This is a genomic window from Raineyella sp. (assembly GCF_034933565.1).
Taxonomy (GTDB): Bacteria; Actinomycetota; Actinomycetes; order Propionibacteriales; family Propionibacteriaceae; genus Raineyella.
The window spans coordinates 12,208-33,062 of sequence record NZ_JAYFNG010000052.1 but is presented as its reverse complement, the minus strand read 5'-3'; the positions used below and the strand labels follow the sequence as shown (position 1 = coordinate 33,062).

Annotated in this window: 18 protein-coding genes; 11 read left to right on the top strand and 7 right to left on the bottom strand. The window is 72.0% G+C overall.

The window, feature by feature from the left end; translation table 11 throughout:
* The first annotated feature begins 7 nt into the window (after window positions 1-7).
* The 7 genes from VB059_RS13220 to VB059_RS13190 all read left to right on the top strand — a co-directional run bounded on the left by VB059_RS13220 (window position 8) and on the right by VB059_RS13190 (window position 7,771).
* Window positions 8-1,552, top strand: a complete 1,545-nt coding sequence (locus VB059_RS13220) for an NADH-quinone oxidoreductase subunit M (RefSeq protein ID WP_323422447.1) — start codon at window positions 8-10, stop codon at window positions 1,550-1,552.
* Window positions 1,552-3,129, top strand: coding sequence for an NADH-quinone oxidoreductase subunit NuoN (nuoN, locus tag VB059_RS13215; protein ID WP_323422446.1), 1,578 nt, complete (start codon window positions 1,552-1,554; stop codon window positions 3,127-3,129). The genes VB059_RS13220 and nuoN overlap by 1 nt, the downstream gene beginning before the upstream one ends.
* A 14-nt stretch (window positions 3,130-3,143) precedes the next feature.
* Window positions 3,144-4,121 (top strand): polyprenyl synthetase family protein, encoded by a 978-nt coding sequence (locus VB059_RS13210; protein WP_416339564.1) that lies wholly within the window; start codon window positions 3,144-3,146, stop codon window positions 4,119-4,121.
* A 221-nt stretch (window positions 4,122-4,342) separates the two neighbouring features.
* Window positions 4,343-5,698 (top strand): energy-coupling factor ABC transporter permease, encoded by a 1,356-nt coding sequence (locus VB059_RS13205; protein ID WP_323422445.1) that lies wholly within the window; start codon window positions 4,343-4,345, stop codon window positions 5,696-5,698.
* A complete protein-coding gene (cbiQ, locus tag VB059_RS13200; RefSeq protein WP_323422444.1) occupies window positions 5,695-6,513 on the top strand; it encodes a cobalt ECF transporter T component CbiQ in 819 nt (272 codons plus the stop codon). Before VB059_RS13205 ends, cbiQ begins: the two co-directional genes overlap by 4 nt.
* The gene (locus VB059_RS13195; RefSeq protein WP_323422443.1) at window positions 6,510-7,445 is read left to right on the top strand and encodes an ABC transporter ATP-binding protein; all 936 of its coding nucleotides are present in this window, start codon (window positions 6,510-6,512) and stop codon (window positions 7,443-7,445) included. The genes cbiQ and VB059_RS13195 overlap by 4 nt, the downstream gene beginning before the upstream one ends.
* Window positions 7,442-7,771: a metalloregulator ArsR/SmtB family transcription factor gene (locus VB059_RS13190; protein ID WP_323422442.1), complete on the top strand. Its 330-nt coding sequence runs from the start codon at window positions 7,442-7,444 to the stop codon at window positions 7,769-7,771. Before VB059_RS13195 ends, VB059_RS13190 begins: the two co-directional genes overlap by 4 nt.
* Window positions 7,772-7,841: 70 nt before the next feature.
* On the opposite strand, the gene VB059_RS13185 is transcribed toward VB059_RS13190, so the two are convergent.
* The 5 genes from VB059_RS13185 to VB059_RS13165 all read right to left on the bottom strand — a co-directional run bounded on the left by VB059_RS13185 (window position 7,842) and on the right by VB059_RS13165 (window position 15,191).
* Window positions 7,842-9,848 (bottom strand): M13 family metallopeptidase, encoded by a 2,007-nt coding sequence (locus VB059_RS13185; RefSeq protein WP_323422441.1) that lies wholly within the window; start codon window positions 9,846-9,848, stop codon window positions 7,842-7,844.
* On the bottom strand, window positions 9,845-10,783 hold the full coding sequence (rarD, locus tag VB059_RS13180; protein ID WP_323422440.1) for an EamA family transporter RarD: 939 nt from the start codon (window positions 10,781-10,783) through the stop codon (window positions 9,845-9,847). The genes VB059_RS13185 and rarD overlap by 4 nt, the downstream gene beginning before the upstream one ends.
* A gap of 259 nt (window positions 10,784-11,042) precedes the next feature.
* Window positions 11,043-11,972: a polysaccharide deacetylase family protein gene (locus VB059_RS13175; RefSeq protein WP_323422439.1), complete on the bottom strand. Its 930-nt coding sequence runs from the start codon at window positions 11,970-11,972 to the stop codon at window positions 11,043-11,045.
* 244 nt (window positions 11,973-12,216) lie between these two features.
* The gene (locus VB059_RS13170; RefSeq protein ID WP_323422438.1) at window positions 12,217-13,299 is read right to left on the bottom strand and encodes a 2-oxoacid:ferredoxin oxidoreductase subunit beta; all 1,083 of its coding nucleotides are present in this window, start codon (window positions 13,297-13,299) and stop codon (window positions 12,217-12,219) included.
* Window positions 13,296-15,191, bottom strand: coding sequence for a 2-oxoacid:acceptor oxidoreductase subunit alpha (locus tag VB059_RS13165; RefSeq protein WP_323422484.1), 1,896 nt, complete (start codon window positions 15,189-15,191; stop codon window positions 13,296-13,298). Before VB059_RS13165 ends, VB059_RS13170 begins: the two co-directional genes overlap by 4 nt.
* Window positions 15,192-15,380: 189 nt before the next feature.
* Between VB059_RS13165 and VB059_RS13160 the strand changes: the two genes are divergently transcribed.
* From VB059_RS13160 to mptB, 4 genes are all read left to right on the top strand, one after another.
* Window positions 15,381-15,872, top strand: a complete 492-nt coding sequence (locus tag VB059_RS13160; protein WP_323422437.1) for a hypothetical protein — start codon at window positions 15,381-15,383, stop codon at window positions 15,870-15,872.
* Window positions 15,869-16,522, top strand: a complete 654-nt coding sequence (locus VB059_RS13155; RefSeq protein ID WP_323422436.1) for an NADH-quinone oxidoreductase subunit C — start codon at window positions 15,869-15,871, stop codon at window positions 16,520-16,522. The genes VB059_RS13160 and VB059_RS13155 overlap by 4 nt, the downstream gene beginning before the upstream one ends.
* Entirely contained in the window at window positions 16,519-16,842 is a 324-nt protein-coding gene (locus VB059_RS13150; protein ID WP_323422435.1) for a 4Fe-4S binding protein, read from the top strand. Before VB059_RS13155 ends, VB059_RS13150 begins: the two co-directional genes overlap by 4 nt.
* Window positions 16,843-17,076: 234 nt before the next feature.
* The gene (gene mptB / locus VB059_RS13145; RefSeq protein WP_323422434.1) at window positions 17,077-18,792 is read left to right on the top strand and encodes a polyprenol phosphomannose-dependent alpha 1,6 mannosyltransferase MptB; all 1,716 of its coding nucleotides are present in this window, start codon (window positions 17,077-17,079) and stop codon (window positions 18,790-18,792) included.
* A gap of 93 nt (window positions 18,793-18,885) precedes the next feature.
* On the opposite strand, the gene VB059_RS13140 is transcribed toward mptB, so the two are convergent.
* Complete coding sequence (locus tag VB059_RS13140) at window positions 18,886-19,941, bottom strand: 3-hydroxyisobutyryl-CoA hydrolase (RefSeq protein ID WP_323422433.1); 1,056 nt, start codon at window positions 19,939-19,941, stop codon at window positions 18,886-18,888.
* Between the two features lie 66 nt (window positions 19,942-20,007).
* The gene (locus tag VB059_RS13135; protein WP_323422483.1) at window positions 20,008-20,826 is read right to left on the bottom strand and encodes an exodeoxyribonuclease III; all 819 of its coding nucleotides are present in this window, start codon (window positions 20,824-20,826) and stop codon (window positions 20,008-20,010) included.
* Between the last annotated feature and the right edge of the window lie 29 nt (window positions 20,827-20,855).

Genomic DNA, 20,855 nt, shown 5'->3' with positions numbered 1-20,855 from the left:
AAACCACATGACGACGTTTCCCTGGCTCACCGTTCTCGCGGTGCTGCCCCTGATCGGCGCGCTCGCGCTGGTCTTCATCAAGGGCTCGCTGGCCCGTACGGTCGGCCTCGCCTTCTCCCTCGTGACGCTGGTCGTCTCGATCGTGGTCGCCGTCGGCTTCCAGCCCGGCAACGGCATGCAGTACGTCGAGCAGCAGTCCTGGATCCCGGCCATCGGCGCCTCGTACTCGCTGGGCGTCGACGGCATGGGCCTGCTGATGGTCCTGCTGACCACGATCCTGGTGCCCGTCGTGCTGATCGCCGTCTGGGACGACCCGGACGCCAACGAGGGCCGGTGGACCTCGCAGACGTTCTTCGGCCTGGCGCTCCTGCTGGAGGGCCTGTCGCTGTACGTGTTCATGGCCACCGACGTGCTGCTCTTCTACCTCTTCTTCGAGGCCACCCTGATCCCGATGTACTTCCTGATCGGCGGATTCGGCGGGCACAAGCGCAACGCGGCTGCGATGAAGTTCCTGCTCTTCTCGCTCGCCGGCGGCCTGGTGATGCTGGTCGCGGTGATCGGGATCTACGCGGTCACCGCCGGCCTCGGCCAGCCCACGTACGCGCTGCAGTCGCTGCAGCCGGCCGCGGCTGCCGGACTGTTCAACACGCCGATCGGCAAGTGGCTGTTCGCCGGTTTCTTCATCGCGTTCGCCATCAAGGCGCCGATGGTGCCGGTGCACACCTGGTTGGCCGACGCCGCCGAGGCCTCGAACCCCGGCAGCGCCACCCTGATGGTGTCGGTGCTGGACAAGATCGGCACCTTCGGCATGCTGCGGTTCTGCCTGGGCCTGTTCCCGGAGGCCAGCGTGTGGGCGACCCCGTTCGTCCTGGTGCTGGCGCTGATCTCGATCATCTACGGCGCACTCGCCGCGATCGGACAGCGCAACCTGATGCGGTTCGTGGCGTTCACCTCGGTGAGCCACTTCGGCTTCATGGTGATGGGGATCTTCGCGATGACCACCTCCGGCATCTCCGGCTCGATCTTCTACATGTTCAACCACGGGCTGTCGACGGCGGCACTATTCCTGGTCGTCGGGTTCATGGTGAAGCGCCGCGGGTCGGCCGACATCGCCGCGTTCGGCGGGGTGCAGAAGGTCGCCCCGATGATGGCCGGCTTCCTGCTGGTCTCGGGCCTGTCCGCGCTGGCCCTGCCGGGCCTGTCGAGCTTCGTCTCGGAGTTCATGGTGCTGGCCGGCACGTTCAGCAAGTACCGCTGGATCGCTGCCCTGGGTGCCGTGGCCCTGCTGCTGTCGGCGGTGTACGTGATGTCGGTCTACCAGCGCACGATGACCGGTCCGGTGACCGATCAGGTGGCCCGTACGGTCCACACCGACCTCACCCTGCGCGAGCGGGTGGCCGTCGCCCCGCTGCTCGCGATCATCCTCGTGCTCGGTTTCTTCCCGCGTCCTGCCCTGCAGCTGGCTGACCCCCAGGGGGCCCAGACGGTCGCGGCGATGCAGAGCGTCGGGGTCTCCGAACCCCAGCCGCAGATCCCGGAGGGCAAGAACTGATGAACACCAGCATCGACTACGCGGGCCTGCTCACCGCGATCCTGCCCGTCGTGATCGTCTTCGCCGGCGCCTCGCTGAGCCTGCTCGCCGAGGCGGTCCTGCCGCGGCGGGCGCGGTGGGGGACCCAGCTGGGACTGTCGCTCGTCGTCCTGGTCCTCGCCTTCGGCTCCTCGCTGGCCATGTACGGCTCGACCGCCTCGATGGCCAAGGACCAGACCGCGATGCTGATGGTCGACCGGCCGGCCCTCGGCCTGTGGATGCTGCTGGCGATCTTCGGCCTGTTCTCCGTCCTGCTCTTCGCCGAGCGCGAGGTGTACGGCGGCGTCAGCGCCTTCACCCCGTCGGGTGCGGCCACCCCTGGCTCCGTCGACGAGAAGGCGGCCGGCGAGGCCCGCCATGAGCACAGCGAGGTCTTCACCCTGCTGCTGTTCTCGCTCACCGGCATGATGCTGTTCCTCGCGGCCGACGACCTGCTGATGATGTTCGTCGCGCTGGAGATCATGTCCCTGCCGCTCTACCTGCTCTCCGGGCTGGCCCGCCGCCGTCGGCTGCTCAGCCAGGAGGCCGCGCTGAAGTACTTCCTGCTCGGCGCGCTCTCCTCGGCGTTCTTCCTGTTCGGCATCGCGCTGGTGTTCGCGTACTCAGGGTCCTTCCAGCTCGCCGTGATCGACTCCAGCATCGGCCAGAGCACTCTGGCCGAGGGCGTGCTGATCACCGGCCTGCTGATGATGCTGGTCGGCCTGCTGTTCAAGGTCGGCATCGTGCCGTTCCACAGCTGGGTGCCGGACGTCTACACCGGCGCCCCGACCCCGGTCACCGCCTTCATGGCGGTCTGCACCAAGATCGCCGCCGTCGGTGGGCTGCTGCGGGTGCTGTACGTGGCCCTCGGAGCGGAGCGGTGGAACTGGCAGCCGGTGCTGGCCGTCGCAGCGATCCTCACCATGCTGGTCGGCGCGTTCGTCGGTCTCGTGCAGACCGACATCAAGCGGCTGCTGGCGTACTCCTCGATCACCCACGCCGGCTACATCCTCGTCGCCGTCGCCGGTGCGGCCCAGGCCGCCAACGGGATCGGTGGTCTCACCTCGGTGTCGGCCACCTCGTTCTACCTGCTCACGTACGGTGTGGCCACCATCCCGGCGTTCGCCATGGTGACCATGGTGCGTGACAACGGCGCCGAGGTGACCCAGCTGACCGGGTGGGCCGGGCTCGGCCGGAAGAATCCGGTGTTCGCCACGGTGATGGCGGTGTTCATGCTGAGCTTCGCCGGCATCCCGCTGACCGCCGGCTTCATGGGCAAGTGGGCCGTCTTCGCCGCCGCCTTCCAGGGCGGCTGGGGCTGGCTGGCGCTGGTCGGCGTGCTGCTCAGCCTGGTGGCCGCCGTCTACTACCTGCGGGTGATCGCGATCATGTTCTTCCGTGAGCCGGTCGACGGCCCGGAGGTCATCGACACCTCCGCCGCAACGCTGGTCGTGGTGGTCCTCGGACTGGTCGCCACGGTGGTCCTCGGCATCGTGCCGGGCCCGGCGATGACGTTCTTCCACAATGCGGGTGAGTTCCTGCGGCTGGGTATGATGTGAGCCTTGTGACTCCCATCTCAGCCCCGCAGAACCGGGACGCGTTCGAAGCGTACGTGCGGGAGCGGCTCGAGGAGATCGAGACCGCTCTCGCGGCCGCTGCGACCGGCTCGATGCCGTTCGTCACCGAAGCCGCTCGGCACATCATCTCCGCCGGGGGCAAGCGGTTCCGGCCGCTGCTGGTGATCCTGGCGTCGTCCCTCGGCACGCCGCGGTCGGCGGAGGACCTGACCCGGGCGGCCCTGGTGATGGAGCTCACCCACGTGGCGAGCCTCTATCACGACGACGTGATGGACGAGGCGGAGATCCGCCGCGGCGCGCCCAGCGCCAACAGTGTGTGGGACAACAGCGTCGCCATCCTGATCGGCGACTACCTGTTCGCCCGGGCCTCGGACATCGTCGCCGATCTCGGCGTGGACTTCGTCCGGCTCCAGGCGAGGACCTTCTCCCGGCTGGTGCAGGGTCAGATCGCCGAGACGGTCGGCCCCGCCGAGGGCCAGGACGCCGTCGGGGCGTACCTCGACGTGGTCGCCGACAAGACCGGCTCGCTGATCGCCTCGTCGGCGATGTTCGGCGGCATGGTCGCCGGGCTGCCCGACGAGCAGGTCGCCGCGCTCGCCGGCTTCGGTGAGGAACTGGGCGTCGTCTTCCAGCTCAGTGACGATCTGATCGACATCACCTCTGACAGCACCGGCAAGACGCCGGGCACCGACCTGCGCGAGGGCGTGCCGACGCTGCCGACCCTGATGCTGGCGGACTACCACGACGAGGACTCCTGCGATCTGCTCGCGCAGATCCACGGTGACCTGTCCGATGATGCGGCACTGGCCGAGGTGCTGCGCCGGCTGCGCGGCCATGCCGTGATCGAACGCGCCGGCGACGAGGTCGCCCGCCGTGCCGAGGTCGCCCGCGGCCACCTGGCGCTGCTGCCCGAGGGGATCGCCCGCGATGCGCTGAGCGAACTGTGCGACACCGTGGTGAGCCGCTCCGCATAGGGCTGCCCACCCGGGCCGCACCCGGACAGCTGCGTGACCGCAGCCGGGTCACAGGCCGCTCCGCGATCGGATCAACAGGGCTCCACTGTGGCCGGGTCGACGGGATCGTTCCGCCGAGGCGGACCGACAGTACTGCTCCGCAGAGGCGGAGCCGCGGGATCGGCGGCGGCAATAGCTGAGCGGCTGTTCACATGTCGTGATCGTCGGGATAGTGTCGCGCCATGCACGTGCCCGATGGCTTCCTCGATGTCCCCACCTCGGTGGCGACCGGAGCCGTGGCTGCGCTCGCCCTGGCCGGCGCGCTGCGCGGGTCGCGGCGTGAGCTGGGGGAGGCCGGGGCGGTCCGCGCCGGGCTGACCGCGTGCTTCATCTTCGCCGCGCAGATGGTCAACTTCCCGGTCGCGGCCGGGACCTCCGGACACCTCCTGGGCGGCGCACTGGCCGTCGCCCTTGTCGGGCCGTGGACCGCCGTGCTGGTGATGTCCTGCGTCCTGGTGGTGCAGGCGCTCGTCTTCGCCGATGGCGGGGTCACCGCGCTGGGGACCAACATCGTGCTGATGGGGGTCGTCGGGGTCGGCGTCGCCGCCCTGATCTCGCGTGGCGCGGTGGCGTTGCCCGGCCGTCGTCGCGGCGGCGTCGTGATCGCGAGCGGGGTCGGCGCGTTCGTGTCGGTCCCGACGGCGGCCGCAGCGTTCTGCCTGCTCTACGCCGTCGGGGGCGCGGTGCCGATCCCGCTCGGCACGCTCACCCTCGCCATGGTGGGCACCCATCTGGTGATCGGCGTCGGAGAAGCACTGATCACTGCCGCCGTGGTCGGCGCCGTGCTGGCCGTACGACCCGACCTGGTGTGGTTGGCCGGGGGCAGTGCCACCCGGGTGGGTGCCGCGACGCTGCCGGACGGCACGGTGGTGCTGCGGCCCGCCACCGGGATCGCGTCGACCAACCGTGCCGGCGGGGTCGGCGACGCCGGGTCGGGTGTCGGGGCCGGTTCGGGTGTCGGGGCCAGGTCCGCGGCCGGGGCCAGGTCGGGTGCCGGCGGGTCCGATACTGCCGGGCTCCGTGCTGCCCGGTCCGGTACGTCCGGGGTCGCCCGCCCGGGCCGGCGGCTCGCTGTCCTCGCCCCGGTGGTGACAGTCGTGGTGGCCGGCGGGCTGAGCCTGGTCGCCTCGACCAGCCCCGATGGCCTCGAACACGTCGCCGATGCGCTCGGCTTCGCGCACACCGCCCGGACAACGCTGTCGGGCTCGCCGCTGGCCGGCTATGACATCGCCGGTCTCGGAGTCCTCGGCACGTCGCTGGCCGGGCTGGCCGGGGTGGCCCTGACCCTCGGCCTGGGCCTGCTGGTCGTCCGGGTCGTACGTCCCCGCCGGGTCAGGCTGCTCGGCGCGCCGCAACCGGGTCCCGGTGGGTGCGTGGAAGACCGACGCTCAGGTGTGGGGCACCACCGCTCCGGCGTGGAGGACGGATGCTCCGGCGTGGAGGACGGACGCTCCAGGGTGGAGGGGCAACGCCGCGGCGTGGAGGACCGATGCTCCGGCGTGGAAGGCCGGTCGGTGTCGATCGAGGACCGGCCGTGACGACCGCCTACGTCCGGGGGCCGGCCTCGCCCCCGGTGCTGCTGCCGGTCGGCGCCGGTCGTGTCGTACGGCCCTGGGAGCGTCCGAGCCCGGTCCGGAGCCTGCCGCCGGAGACCAAACTCGTCGCGCTGGTGGCGTTCGCCCTGGCCGTGGTGGCCGTGCCCGCCGCGTCGTGGCCGGTGCTCCTGGTCGCCGCGGCCGGTCTGCTGGTCGTCGCCCGGCTCGCCCGGGTGCCGGTCGGCTGGGCGCTGCGCCGCAGCGGGGTCGAGGTGCCGTTCCTGATCTTCGCGCTGCTGATGCCACTTGTCGCCAGCGGCCCGCGGATGAGGGTGGGGCCGCTGACGCTGTCCGAAGCGGGGCTGGTCGGTGGGGGCCTGGTGATCACCCGGGCGACCCTGGGACTCGGCGTGGCGCTGGTGCTGACCGCCTCCACCCCGCCGCACGAGATCATCGAGGCGCTCGGCCGACTGCGGTTGCCGCGGGCGTTGGTCGACGTCCTCACCCACATGATCCGGTTCCTGGACATCGTGGCCGACGACCTGCGCCGCCAGGGCATCGCGCAGGCCGCCCGCGGCGACCACCGGCGGCGATCGGTCCGGCTGGCCGCCGCTGCCGCGTCGGCCGGTCACCTGTTCGTCCGGTGCTTCGAGCGCGGGGAACGGCTCCACCTGGCCATGCTGTCGCGGGGGTACGCCGGTGCGTTGCCGCCGAGCGGCCGACCGGGGGCGACGCCGGGGGAGTGGGCGCGGGCCCTCGCCCTGCCCGCCCTGATCCTTCTCGCCCTGCCGGTGGCCCGAGGGGTGGGTCTGCGATGACCGACGCCCGACCGGTGCGTGGTGCTGGTGTCGGTGAGGCGGCCGGTGTCGGTCACGCGGCCGGTGTCGCCGCTGGAGTCAGTGAGGCGGCCGGAACCAGGGAGGCGGCCGGAACCAGGGAGGCGGCCGGAGCCAGGGAGGCGGCCGGAGCCAGGGAGGCGGCCGGAGCTGACGTCCTGCCGCCGGCGCTGGCCGTGGAGGGGCTCGCGTTCGCCTACCCCGACGGCCGTCAGGTCCTCTTCGGTGTCGACCTGACCATCGCCGCCGGCGAGCGCGTCGCGCTGGTCGGGCCCAATGGTGCGGGCAAGACCACTCTGCTGCTGCACCTCAACGGCACCCTCGGCCCGGCCGTGGGCGGCACCGGGGTCGGCGAGGTCCGGGTCGCCGGCGTGCGGGTCGGGCGCGACACCGTGGCAGACGTCCGGCGCCGGGTCGGCATCGTCTTCCAGGATCCCGACGATCAGTTGTTCCTGCCCACGGTCGGCCGCGACGTCGCGTTCGGGCCCGCCAACCTCGGCTGGCCGGACGAGGTGATCGACAAGCGGGTGACCGAGGCGCTGGAGCGGGTGGGGATGGCCGGCTTCCGGGACCGGACCCCGCACCACCTCTCGTTCGGCCAGAAGCGTCGGGTCGCGCTGGCCGGGGTGCTGGCGATGGATCCCGACATCCTCGTCCTCGACGAACCGTCCTCGAACCTGGACCCGGCCGCGCGCCGCGAGCTTGCCGAGATCCTGGAGTCCCTCGACGTGACCGTCCTGATGGTGACCCACGACCTGCCGTACGCCGCCCAGCTGTGCACCCGGTGCGCGGTCCTGGACGGCGGCCGGATCGTCGCCGACGGCCCGGCCCTCGACGTCCTGTCGGACCCGGAGCTGCTGGCGGCGCATCGCCTCGAGCTGCCGTACGGGTTCCGGCTGGAGGGCCTGAGATGACCCGCCCGGCCGACGGACCGCTCCCCATCCCGGCGGACGACATCGCAGCCTGGGCCGCCCGGTTCGACCTGCTCGGCGACCCCACCCGGCTGCGCCTGCTCGCCTACATGCACCTGCATCCGGGCTGCACGGTCGGCGCCCTCGCCGAGGCGGCGGGGACCACGCCCACCACGACCTCCCAGGCCTTGCGGGTGCTGCGCCGGCAGGGCTGGGTCGGCGCCGAGCGGGACGGCAGGACGATGCGCTACACGCTGCTCGACGACATGGCGCACCGGGTGCTGCACCTGATGGGACACCGGCACACCGGCGCCGGCTCCGTGCCGTAGGCGGACGGTGCCAGGCCGGTGCCGTTCGCCGGGGCCGGGTCGGGCGGGGCGATCGCCACCGCTCGCCGGCTCACCAGATCCGGACACGCTCCTCGGGGGCGAGCCACATCCCGTCGCCCGGCTGCGTGACGTACGTGACGTGGAAGGCGTCGACGTTCTTCAGGGTCTGGTTGCAACGGAACTCGGAGGGGGAGTGCGGGTCGGTCGCCAGCCGCTGACGGACCGTCTCGGGCCGGGTCTTCTGCTGCCAGATCCGGGCGAAGTTCATGAAGAACCGCTCGGCCCCGCTCAGCCCCTCGAGCGGCTCCGGCTCGGCCACCTCACCCGTCGCGGGGTCGGTGAGGGCGATCCGCCACGCCTGGTAGGCGATGGACACACCGCCGAGGTCGCCGATGTTCTCCCCGATGGTGAGCGCCCCGTTGACGGTCAGCCCGTCGGCCCCCTCGGGGGACAGCCCGTCGTACTGGGCGATCAGCGCCGCGGTCCGCGCCGTGAACGCCTCCCGGTCCCGGTCGGTCCACCAGTTGCGCAGCCTGCCGTCGCCGTCGCAGGTCGAGCCCTGGTCGTCGAAGCCGTGCCCGATCTCGTGGCCGATCACCGCGCCGATGCCGCCGTAGTTGACCGCGTCGTCGGCCTCCGGGTGGAAGAACGGCGGCTGCAGGATCGCGGCGGGGAAGACGATCTCGTTGCGCAACGGGTGGTAGTACGCGTTGACCGTCTGCGGGGTCATGAACCATTCCTCAGGGTCGATCGGCCCGCCGAGCTTGCCCAGCTCACGATCCGTCTCGAACTCCGCGGTGCGGCGTACATTCCCGAGCAGGTCGTCGGGGCTGATCGACAGCTTGGTGTAGTCGATCCACTTGCCCGGGTAGCCGATCTTCGGGGTGAACTTCGCCAGCTTCGCCAGCGCCTCCGTCCGCGTCGCGTCGGTCATCCAGTCCAGCGCGCTGATCGAGCGCCGGTAGGCCTCCAGCAGGTTGGCGACGAGCTCGTCGCAGCGTTCCTTCGCCGCCGGCGGGAAGTACCGGTCGACGTAGCGTCGCCCGACCGCCTCGCCGACGCACCCCTCGACCAGCGCCACGCCCCGCTTCCAGCGGGGCTTGATCGTCGGGGTGCCCGACAGCGTGGTGCCGTAGAAGGCGAAGCTCTCGGCGGTGAACGCCTCCGGCAGGTACGCGGCGGTGCCGACCAGCAGCCGCCAGCGGGCCCAGGAACGCCACTGGGGCAGCCGGTCGGCGACGAGCAGTGGTGCCACGTCGTCGAGGAACGACGGCTGCGACTCGATCACCCCGGTGACCTTCTGCCCCTCCACGCCCAGCGCGTCGAAGTAGCGGCGCAGGTCGACCGCCGGATTGAGCGCCCCGACCCGGTCGGTCAGCGCGGCGATCCCGATCGGGTTGTACGAGGCGACCATGTCGCGGCGACGCACCTTGTCCCAGTGACAGGCGGCGATCGCCGTCTCCAGCGCCATCACCGACTCGGCCTGCGCCCGCGGCCCGGGCAACCCGGCCAGCCCGAACATCCGCTCCATGTGGTCGACGTAGGCGGTGCGGATGTCGGCGTACCGGTCGAGCCGGTAGTACTCCTCGTCCGGCAGCCCCAGCCCGCCCTGGCTGATGAACAGGGCGTACGCCTCCGGGGCCCCCGGGTCGGCGTCGACCCCGCCGTACACCAGGGTGCCGAGACCGCGGCGGGCGTTGCGCCCGAACAGGGTGAGCAGAGCGGGCACGTCGGTGATCGCCTCGATCGCGGCCAGGTCGTCGGTCAGCGGCGCGGTGCCCAGCGCGTCGATCGTCGCGGTGTCCATGAAGCTCGCGTACAGTCCGGCGATCCGGTCCGCATCGGTCTGCGGCCCCTCGTGCGGCCCGGGCGTGCCCAGCCCGGTGACGATGTCGCGGACCGCCTCCTCGGAGCGGTCACGCAGGTCGCTGAACGCGCCGGTGAGGGGCTTGTCGTCGGGGATCACCGCTCGGGCGAGCCAGGCGCCGTTGACGTGCCGATAGAAGTCGGTGCGGGCGGGGACCGCCTCGTCCACCGCGGTGAGGTCCAGGACGACGGGGCTCTCCTCAACTGTCATGAGCCGATCGTAGTCGGGCGCCGTCGGCCCACCCGGTCCAGCCGCCGCCAGGCCACCAGCGCCTCGGCGCTGACGATGGCGATCGAGATCCACACCAGCAGGAAGCCGGCCCAGCGCCCCGGCGACATCACCTCGCCGCGCACCAGCCAGCCGATCAGGAACTGCATGGTTGGCGCCACGTACTGCAGCAGCCCGAGCGTGGTGAGCGGCAGCCGCTGGGCGGCGTCGGCGAAGAACAGCAGCGGCACCAACGTGACCAGACCGCCGGTGACCAGCAGGCCGGTGTGCAGCGGACCGTACGCGGTGAACGTGCTGCGCCCGCTGGCCTGCAGCCGGATCAGGAAGGCGAGGGCGACCACACTGATGCCCAGGCCCTCGACGACCATCCCGGAGAGTGCGTCGATCCGCACGCCCTTCTTCAGCAGGCCGTACAGCCCGAACGACACCGACAGCACCAGTGCGGCCCACGGCAGGCCGCCGACCTCGACGGTGAGCACCACCACCGCGCTCGCGGCGAGCCCGACGGCCAGCCACTGCAGCCGGGAGAGCCGCTCATGCAGGAACACCACGCCGAGCAGGATCGACAGGATCGGGTTGATGTAGTAGCCCAGCGCCGCGTCGAGGACGTGGCCGTTGTTCACCGCCCAGATGTAGGTGCCCCAGTTGACGCTCACCAGCGCCCCGGCGCCGAGCAGGGTCATCCAGGCACGGCGACCGTCGAGACCCTGCCAGAACCTGCGCCGCAGCAGCAGGCAGCCGAGCAGTCCGAAGACCAGCGACCAGACGATCCGCTGGGCGAGGATCTCCATCGCTCCCGCCCGCGACAGCAGGGGCCAGTAGAGCGGGAAGAAGCCCCACAGCAGGTACGCGCCCAACCCGCTGAGCAGCCCGCGCTGCAGGCCGGGCCGGGTGGTGGTGGCGGTCGGCTCGGGCATGCGCGATCTCCTCGCGGTCGGGGACGTCCGGAAGGGGCGGCGTACGAACCGTGCCGGCCTACGGACCCGTGTCGGCGTACGGACGGACCGCGCCCAGATCACCCCGGGGGAAGGGCGGCGGTGCCCGGCGGTCCACCGCCCGGCCGTCAATCTATCAACTACCCACCCGGACAGGGTCGGGACATGCGTATCGCGGTCTACTGGGACATCGCGGGTCCGGGCCCTGTCCGGCGGTCCCGGACGACATCGCGGCGGATGATCAGGCGATCACGCCGAACGCGTAGCCGGCCGCCCGCAGGTCGGAGACGATCAGCGGCAGCGCCTCGGTGGAGATCTTCTTGCCGGGTGCGTCGTGCATCAGGATGACCACGACATTGGGGTTCTTCACCAGCGCCATGTCGTGGCGTACGTTGGCCGCCGCTTCCTCGGGCGTGCTCGGCACCTTGCTCTTGGATTCCGCGTCGCCGGTCATCGCGTTCCAGTCGATCCACGACAGGCCACGGCCGGCCAGACCGGCGTCGGAGTCGGCCAGGCCCTTCCAGGACATGTGACCACCCGGGTAGCGGAAGCAGCCGGGGGTGTAGTCGGGGCCGAGCGCCGCCCGGATGTGGTCGAGCGCCTTCGCCTCGTCGGTGAGGATGTGGTCGATGTTCGCCTGCCGCTGCGGGTAGAGGTACTGGTAGTCGTGGCTGTACGAGTGGATGCACACCGCGTTGCCGGCCTCCACCTCCTGGCGCAGCTGGGCCGGGCCGGTGCGCCCCAGGCCCAGCGGTCCGGCGATCACGAAGAAGGTCGCCGGCACGTTGTTGGCACGCAGGGCGTCGAGCACCTGCGGGGTGGCGTCGGCGCTCGGGCCGTCGTCGAAGGTCAGGAAGGCGATCTTCTGCGTCGGGTAGTCGGGCGCCGTGTTGCCCTGCCGCAGCCAGCCCTGCACCTTGGCCGCAGGATAGGCGTACGCCTGGGCCGCCGCGTTGTGGTTGGTGCCCGCCACGACCAGCGGGGTCGGCGTCGGGCTCGGGCTCGCCGCGGAACGGTCGGCCCGTGACGGCGGCGCGCAGGCGGTCAGCACCCCGGCCGCGAGCAACGGCAGGGCGGCGGCGACGAGCGCGCGGCGCCAGGCCGGTCGGGTCGAGCGGACCGGCGGTCGGGACGACGGGCGGACGGGGACGGACGGGCGGGATGGGGTCATCGGGACTTCCTCCGGGGTGCCACGACGGCGCCCCTGGCTGCTTCGCCCCGGCCACCGGGACGGGGTGGCCGGGCACGCCGGGTGGAATAAGTCCACCCTAAGCTAGGCGGGTCCTCCCGCGACACGGTGGATCCCACCGTGCGCGTCGTCGCGATTCTCAGCCGGGGCTCAGCTCCTCGGCCGACGGTCCGCGACCGAGGACATCGTCGCGGGCCATCGACCCAGAGCCGTCGACCGAGGTGGATCAGCCGACGACCTCCCAGGTGTCCTGCCCGTAGAGCAGGTCCTGCAGCGAGGCCTCGGTGTCGGCCCCGTCGCCGCGGGCGGTCCGCACCTGTTCGCGCGCCTCGTCGTCGTACGACGGACGCGCCACATCGCGGAAGATGCCGATCGGGGAGCGCTGCAGGTGACCGGCGCTGCTCAGGCGGGAGAGGGCGAAGGCGTACGACGGGTCGTCGAGGTGGGCGTCGTGGACGACGATGTCCTCCGCGGCGACGTCGGCACGTTCGGCGATGCGCAGCGCCCCGGTGGCCCGGTCCCGGACCACGGCCAGGTGGCCGCCGACGCCGAAGATGATCTGCTCGCCGTGGCGGAGCGGGATGATCGCCTCGGCCGACTCCTCGCCACCCTTCAGCGCGTCGAACGCACCGTCGTTGAAGATCGGGCAGTTCTGGTAGATCTCCACCAGCGACGCGCCGCGGTGCGCGGCAGCCGCCTTCAGCACCTCGCTGAGGTGCTTGCGGTCGGAGTCGATCGCGCGGGCGACGAAGGTCGCCTCGGCGCCGAGCGCCAGCGACACCGGGTTGAGCGGCTGGTCGAGCGACCCCATCGGCGTCGACTTGGTGACCTTGCCCAGCTCCGAGGTCGGCGAGTACTGGCCCTTGGTCAGCCCGTAGATCCGGTTGTTGAACAGCAGGACGGTGATGTTGACGTTGCGGCGCAGCGCATGCAGCAGGTGGTTGCCGCCGATCGACAGCGCGTCCCCGTCGCCGGTGATCACGAACACCGCCAGGTCCTCCCGGGCCGCCGCGACGCCGGTGGCGATCGCCGGGGCGCGGCCATGGATCGAGTGCATGCCGTACGAGTCGACGTAGTAGGGGAACCGCGACGAGCAGCCGATGCCGGAGATGATCACGGTGTTCTCGCGCTTGATGCCGAGCTCGGGCATGAAGCCCTGGAAGGCGGCGAGCACGGCGTAGTCACCGCAGCCGGGACACCAGCGGACCTCCTGGTCGGAGACGAAGTCCTTGCGGTTCAGTGGCTCGAGGGCGAGCGGCACGTGGGCGAGGCCACGGCTGATCGCGGGCCGGTCCTGGGTGGCGGTCACTGGAGGGCTCCTTCCGGGGTGGGGGCCGCGGCGGCAGGCGCCCGGCCCTCGACCTCTCGTACGATCTCGAACAGGTCCGCCTCGAACTCGTCGACCGAGATCGGCAGGCCGCGGACCCGCGAGTAGCTCTGCACGTCGACCAGGTACTTCGCGCGCAGCAGCATGGCCAGCTGGCCGAGGTTCATCTCCGGCACGACGACCTTGTCGTACGACCGCAGCACCTCGCCCAGGTTGGCCGGGAACGGATTGAGCCAGCGCAGCTGGGCGTGGGCGAGCTTCGTCCCGGTCTTCCGCATCCGGCGGATGGCGGCCAGCGCCGGGCCGTACGTGGACCCCCAGCCGAGCACCAGCACGCGGGCGCCGTCGCCGGATGCGCGGCCCGGGTCGTCGACCTCGAGCGGCGGGATGATCCGGGTGATCCGGTCCACCTTCGCCTGGCGGGTGTCGGTCATCAGCTGGTGGTTGGCCGGGTCGTACGAGATGTTGCCGGTCCGGGCGTCCTTCTCGATCCCCCCGAGGCGGTGCTCGAGGCCGGGGGTGCCGGGGGCGGCCCATGGGCGGGCGAGGGTCTCCTCGTCGCGCAGGTAGGGCAGGAACTCGCCCTTCGGGCCGTTCGGCCCGGTGGCGAACTGCGGGTCGATCGCCGCGATGTCCTCCAGCTGCGGCACCTTCCACGGCTCGGCGCCGTTGGCCAGGTAGCCGTCGGTGAGCACGAAGACCGGCGTACGGTACTCGATCGCGACCCGGACGGCCTCGAGGGCCGCGGTGAAGCAGTCCGACGGCGACTGGGCGGCGATCACCGGCACCGGCGCCTCACCGTGGCGCCCGTACAGCGCCATCAGCAGGTCGGCCTGCTCGGTCTTGGTCGGCATGCCGGTCGAGGGGCCGGAGCGCTGGACGTCGCAGATCACCATCGGCAGCTCGGTCATCACCGCCAGCGAGATGGTCTCCGACTTCAGCGCGATGCCCGGGCCGGAGGAGGCGGTCACGCCGAGCCGGCCGGCGAAGCTGGCGCCCAGCGCGGAGCCGGCGGCGGCGATCTCGTCCTCGGCCTGGAAGGTCATCACGTTGAACCGCTTGAGCTTCGACAAGGTGTGCAGCACGTCCGAGGCGGGGGTGATCGGGTACGCGCCGAAGAACATCGGGATGCCGGCCTTCTGCGCGCCGACGACGAGGCCGTACGCCAGGGCGACATTGCCGGAGATCTGCCGGTAGCGGCCGGCGGGCATCGGGGCCGGGGCGACCTGATAGGTGACGCCGAACGTCTCGGTCGTCTCGCCGAAGGCGTAGCCGGTGCGGAAGGCGGTGATGTTCGCGTCACGCAGCTGCGGCTTGCCGGCGAACTTCTCGCTGAGGAACTTCAGCGTCGTCTCGGTGTCGCGGTTGTACAGCCAGCTGAGCAGGCCCAGCGCGTACATGTTCTTCGCCCGCGAGGCGTCCTTGCGGGTCAGCCCGAAGTCGTGCACCGCGGCGACCGTCATGCCGGTGAGATCGAGGGCGTGCAGCTGGTAGTCGTCCAGCGAGCCGTCCTCCAGCGGGTTCGCAGAGTAGCCGACCTTGGTCAGGTTGCGCTTGGTGAACTCGGCCGTGTCGACGATGATCAGGCCGCCGCGCCTGAGCTGGGCGAGGTTGGCCTTCAGTGCGGCCGGGTTCATCGCGACCAGGACGTCGGCGGTGTCGCCGGGGGTCATGATGTCGAAGTCGGCGAAGTGCACCTGGAAGCTCGACACACCCGGGATCGTGCCCTGGGGGGCACGGATCTCTGCCGGGAAGTTCGGCAGCGTGGAGATGTCGTTGCCGAACGATGCCGCCTCCGCGGTGAACCGGTCACCGGTGAGTTGCATCCCGTCGCCGGAGTCGCCCGCGAACCGGATGACCACGCGGTTGAGCATCTGGACGTCTGCCACGTCGGTATGCCTCGCTTCTTGTGTCGTACGCCGCCTCGGGTGGAGGCGCCGGTCAAGTCTAGTGCGGCGTCAGGTGAGCCTCACCTATTTGATCTGCTAATGATTCCTCGCGCAAGTCCTTATGCTTCAGGGTGGTCCGGGGAGCGGGACGCGCACGGCGATAGGCTGTCCGGTATGGCTCAGGGCACACGCGTGTACGACTGGTACGGCGACGGTCGACTGCTCGTCGCCGACCTCGGACTGGCCTGTTGCGCCCTCGAGTTCGAGGCCGCGACGCTCGACCGGCCCGAGGTCGATCCCGCTGTGTTCGACCGGCCCGGGATCGATCCTGCGGTGCCCGGCCTCCGGCCCGACGCACCGCTGGCGGTGGTGGTCTCCGGCACCGTGCCCGACGCCCTGGTCCCGGTCGTCGTGGAGGCGATCGACGCCCTCGGCACCCGGGCCGGACGACCGGCCCGGGTCGTCGCGTACGGCGCCTGCGCCAGTTCCGGGGGGCCCTACTGGGACTCGTACGCGGTCGCCGACGGCATCGGGCAGTTCGTCCCGGTGGCCGCGTTCGTGCCCGGCTGCCCGCCGCCACCGGGATCACTGGAGGACGCGTTGGCCGGGCTGACCGCCGGCGCGGGGACGGCGCCTTCGGCCCCGGCCGTGGAGGAGGATCGATGACCGGGGGCACCGACGACCTGCTCGACGACATCATCCGCCGGGTCGATCCCGCCGACTGGGTGGCGGCCGCGCAGGGCGCCCGGGACGAGGGCTTCGACCGGTTCGACTGGCTCGACGCCACCGACGACATCGGCCGGGCCGACACCGTGACGGTGGTCTGCCGGCTGCAGGACCGCACCGGGCGGGCGGTCCGGCTGCGGACCGGTGTGTCCCGGCGCGACGGGGTGCTGCCGAGCCTGGCGACGGTCTTCCCCGGAGCCGGCTGGTGCGAGCGCGAGGCGGGCGAGGGGTTCGCGGTCACCTTCGACGGCGGTGACCCGCGGCGGCTGCTGCTCGCCCCGGACGCCCCCGAGGCGCCGCTGCTCAAGGACCACCTGCTCGCCGCCCGCGTCGCGGTGCCGTGGCCCGGGGCGACCGAGCCCGGTGAGGGCGGCCGGTCCCGCCGCCGGATGGTGCCCCCCGGGGTGCCCGACCCGGCCGTCTGGGGTGATCGCGACCCCGCCGCCGGTCCTGCCGACGCCGAGGACATCGCCGCCGGTGCCGCGGGCGGACGGGTCCGTCGCTCCCGTGACGGCGAGCGGGGCGGACGCAGCGAGCGGGGCCGTGGGAGTGAGCGGGGCGGACGGAGCGAGCGGGGGGCGGACCGGTGACCGGCGGCCACGGCGCGATCCAGCTGATCGAGGATCGCTGCACCTCCTGCATGATCTGCGCCCGGGAGTGCCCGGTCTGGTGCATCAGCATCGAGGCGCACACCGAATCGGACCCGGGCTCGGAGAACGCCCGCCGGCCCCGGGTGCACAACGTGCTGGACCGGTTCGCGATCGACTGGTCGGTGTGCATGTACTGCGGCATCTGCGTCGATGAGTGCCCCTTCGACGCGCTGGAGTGGGCCGAGGGTCATGTGGCGCCCGGCCACAGCACCGCCGACCTGGTCCACGAACGCGACCGGTTGGCACCGGGGACGGACTGAACCGTTCCGCCCTCGTTCGGCCCCTGTTCGACCCTCCCGGGGGCCTGCTCGGCCGTCGTCGGGTCCTGTTCGGCCGTCCTCCGGGCCCCGGTCCGGGGGCCTCGGGGGGCGGGGGATTGGCCGGAAGTGCGGCCGGACGCTTACCCTGGCACAGTAGGTGCCTTTGTCGGAGGATGACGTCGCGGGGTGTGCGAGCGCCTCGCGCCGGGCCGGGGAACGCGTGAAGGGAAGCGGATGGCAGGTGAACAGTTGCGCGACCTCGGGTCGCTCCCCGACCCCCGGCGCACCACCCTCTCCGACCGTGACCACGGCGACCGCAGCGCTCATGTCGCGTACGGCGACCACAGCGATCACGGCACGTACGACGATCAGCGGGCGCACCGCGAGCGCCTCGATCGTCGCGACCACACCCTGCGGCTCCGTGCCGCGGACGCCCTGGCGGCACTGGCCGCCGAATGGTACGACCCGATGGTCCGCCAGGGGCTGCTCGGGTTCGTCCTCATCGTCCTGGGGTCGCTGAGCCCCGCCTTCATCCCGGACAGCTCCCCGCTCTGGTCCCTGCCGGGCAGCGGGATGGTCCGTACGCCCGTGGGCAGCACCTTCGCCTCACTCGTGGCGCTGACCGGGGCATGGTTCGCGCTGGACGCCTGGCTGCGGTTGCGCCCGTCGGCGTCGGGCCGGCACGACTTCCGGGCGGTGCTCGCCCTCTGGTCGGCACCGTTCCTGGTGGCGCCACCGATCTTCAGCCACGACGCGTACTCGTACGCCGCGCAGGGCTGGCTGGTCTCCCGCGGCGTCGACCCCTACCAGGTCGGCCCGGGGGCCCTGCCCGGCCCGTTCGCCGACGCGGTGTCGCGGGTCTGGCTCTACACCCCGGCGCCGTACGGCCCCCTCAGTCTGCAGATCCAGCGGATCCTCGTCGACGCGACCGGCGGTCTCGTGCCGACGGTGGGCAGCCCGTTGCACGCCTATCTGGCGGCCATGGCGATGCGGATCCCGGCCGTCCTCGGGGTCGTGCTGATCGCCGCCTGCCTGCCCGCGCTGCTGCGTCATGCCGGGGCGGTCGGCCCGGAGGCCGACCGGGGCATGTGGCTGGCCGTGGCCAACCCGCTGATGATCGTCCACTTCGTCGGCGGCGCCCACAACGACGCCCTGATGGTCGGCCTGATGGTCCTCGCCCTGTGGTACGCCGGCGGGAGGTCGTTCGTCACCGCGGCGATCCTGGTCGGGGTGGCCACCGCGGCCAAGCAACCGGCCGCGCTGGCCGGCCTCGCCGTCGCCGTCATGTTCCTGCCCGCCGAGGCGCGCCGCTGGGCCGCCTGGCGGGAGATCCTGCGGCGGACCGGGACGACCGCGGCGATCGCGCTGGCGTCGTTCGGCGCCGTGTCGCTGCTCACCGGGCTCGGGTTCGGCTGGTTGCACGCGATGACCGTGCCCGGATCGGTACCCACCATCGCGCCGAGCAGCCTGGTCGCCCAGGCGGTGAACGGGCTCGTCCTGCAGTGGGGCTACTACGAATGGGGCGGCGTGATCACCGCGACGGTCGAGGGCGTCTTCGGCGTCGCCACCGTCGGGTTCATCGGGTGGATCGGTGCCCGGATCGCGCTGCACCGACCGATCCGGTTCGTCTCCTGGGGCCTGCTGGCCGCCGCGATCGGTGGCGCCGCCCTGCACGGGTGGTACCTGCTGTGGGGCGGGCTGCTGCTCCCGGTGGCCCGGCCGTCGCGGCGCCTCGTCCGGGTTGCCGTCTGGGTCAGCGTCGGGATGGTCGTCTACTACGCCACCAACCTGGCATTCCGCAACCAGGCGGGCTGGCTCGCCATCGCCTCCCTGGTGCCGTACGCCGTGCTGATGGTGCGCCATGACCGGGCCGCGTGGCGGGCCCCGATCGGGGCACCCGACGGCCTGGATCCGGCCGATCACGGCCCGCTGCTCGCCCGGCAACCCTGACCACAGGGGCGAGCGGAGCCGACCCGCTCGCCGGCGCTCCCCGGCTCACCGGCCCGGCCCTCCCGCTCAATCGGCCCGCACCGGCTCTTCGGCTCAATCGGCGAAGAGCTCGGCCACTTCCTGCGGGTCGACGTCCTCGATCGAGGCATCGCTCCACCGCGGGGCCTGGTCCTTGTCGACCAGCTGGGCACGGACCCCCTCGGCGAAGTCGGGCAGCATCGCCATCCGCTCGGCCACCCGCAGGTCCTGGGCCAGCACCTCGTGCACCCCGGACATCGCCTGGGCCCGGCGCAGCGCCGCCAGGCTGGTCACCACCGACAGCGGGCAGCGCAGGCGCAGGTCGGCGCCGGCCCGGCGGGCGGCCGGGTGCTCGTGGTCGAGCAGTCGCCCGACGATCGTCGTGGCGTCCGCGCCGGTGAAGCACTCGTCGATCCACCGCCGGGTCGGGCCGTCCTCGTGCAGGGCGGACAGGGCGGGGAAGGAGAGCTCCACGCCGGTGAACGGGGCGCCCTCGGCCAGGGCGTACAGCCACGGGTCGCGGCGCCCGTCCAGTGCCGCCATCTCCGTCATCCGGTCGGCGGCGACCATGGCGTCGGCGAACCCGGCGGCCACCGCGTCGGCGCCGTCGATGGTCACCCCGGTCATCGCCATCCAGGCGCCGATCTGGCCCGGTGCCCCGGCCAGCAGCCATTGGGCGCCGACGTCGGGAGTGAAGCCGATGATCGTCTCGGGCATCGCGAGCCGGGTGTTCTCCGTGGTGAGCCGGATCGAGCCGTGGCCGGACACGCCGACGCCACCGCCCATCACGATCCCGTCCATCAGCGCCACGTACGGCTTGGGGAAGTCGGCGATCGCCGCGTTCATGCCGTACTCGGTGGCGAAGAAGGGGCCGGGGTCGCCGTCCTCCAGGACGCTCCTGCGCACTGCCCGGACGTCCCCGCCGGAGCACAGCCCTCGCGCGCCGGCACCCTGGACGACCACCACGCCGACACGCTCGTCGAGCGCCCACTCCTCCAGCGCGGCGTGGATGTCGGTCACCATGCCCAGGGTCAGGGCGTTGATCGCCCGCGGGCGGTTGAGCACGATCCGGGCCACCGGGCCGTCGGTGCCGAACAGGACGTCGTCGGTGCTGCGGCTGGTCAGCTCCATCAGGGTTCCTTCCTCCGTCGGGCAAGAGGAGCGAGGCGTCGTACGTTCACGGCGTGACGCGTGCGCTCACAGCTGGTAGTCGACCACGACCGGGGCGTGGTCGGAGATCCGGGTGTCGTAGGCCGGATCGCGGTCCGTGCCGGCCACGGACGCGGCGCCGGCCAGCCCGGGGGTGGCCAGCTGGTAGTCGATCCGCCAGCCGGCGTCGTTGTCGAAGGCCTTGCCGCGCCACGACCACCAGGAGTAGGGGCCCTCGACCTCACCGTGATGGCGGCGGACCACGTCGACCAGGGTGCGGGGCGACTGGACCCCGGCGATCCACTCCCGTTCCTCGGGCAGGAAGCCCTCCGAGCGCCGGTTGGAGCGCCAATTGCGGATGTCCAGCTCGGTCGGGGCGATGTTCCAGTCGCCCATCACGACGAACTCCCGACCCTCCCGGCCCGCCTCGCGCCGGCTCCGGGTCAGGTGGCGGGAGAAGGACTCCAGGAAGCGGAACTTCCGCTGCATCTTCGCCAGCGAGGCCTCGTCCTCGTACGGTGTGCCGCCCTTGGGCACGTACACCGAGGCGACTCGCAGCCGGGGCCCGTCGGCGGGGTCGAGGTCGACCTCCAGGTAGCGACCCTCGCGGTCGAACTCCTTGCTGCCGAACCCGAGCCGGACCGCACTCGGCGCCGTCCGGCTGGCGATCGCCACCCCGTTGCGCCCCGGGATCGTCCCCGCGTCGTGGACGAGGTGGTAGCCGCCGAACACGTCCGGCACCTCGCCGACCGGGCAGCGCATCTCCTGCACCGCCAGCACGTCCGGCGTACGCGCGGCCAGCCAGGCGGGGAAACCGCGTCGCTCCGCGGCCCGGATCCCGTTCACGTTGAAGGTCGCGATGCGCAGCACCCGCCCAGCATAGGGGCAGGGGGTGA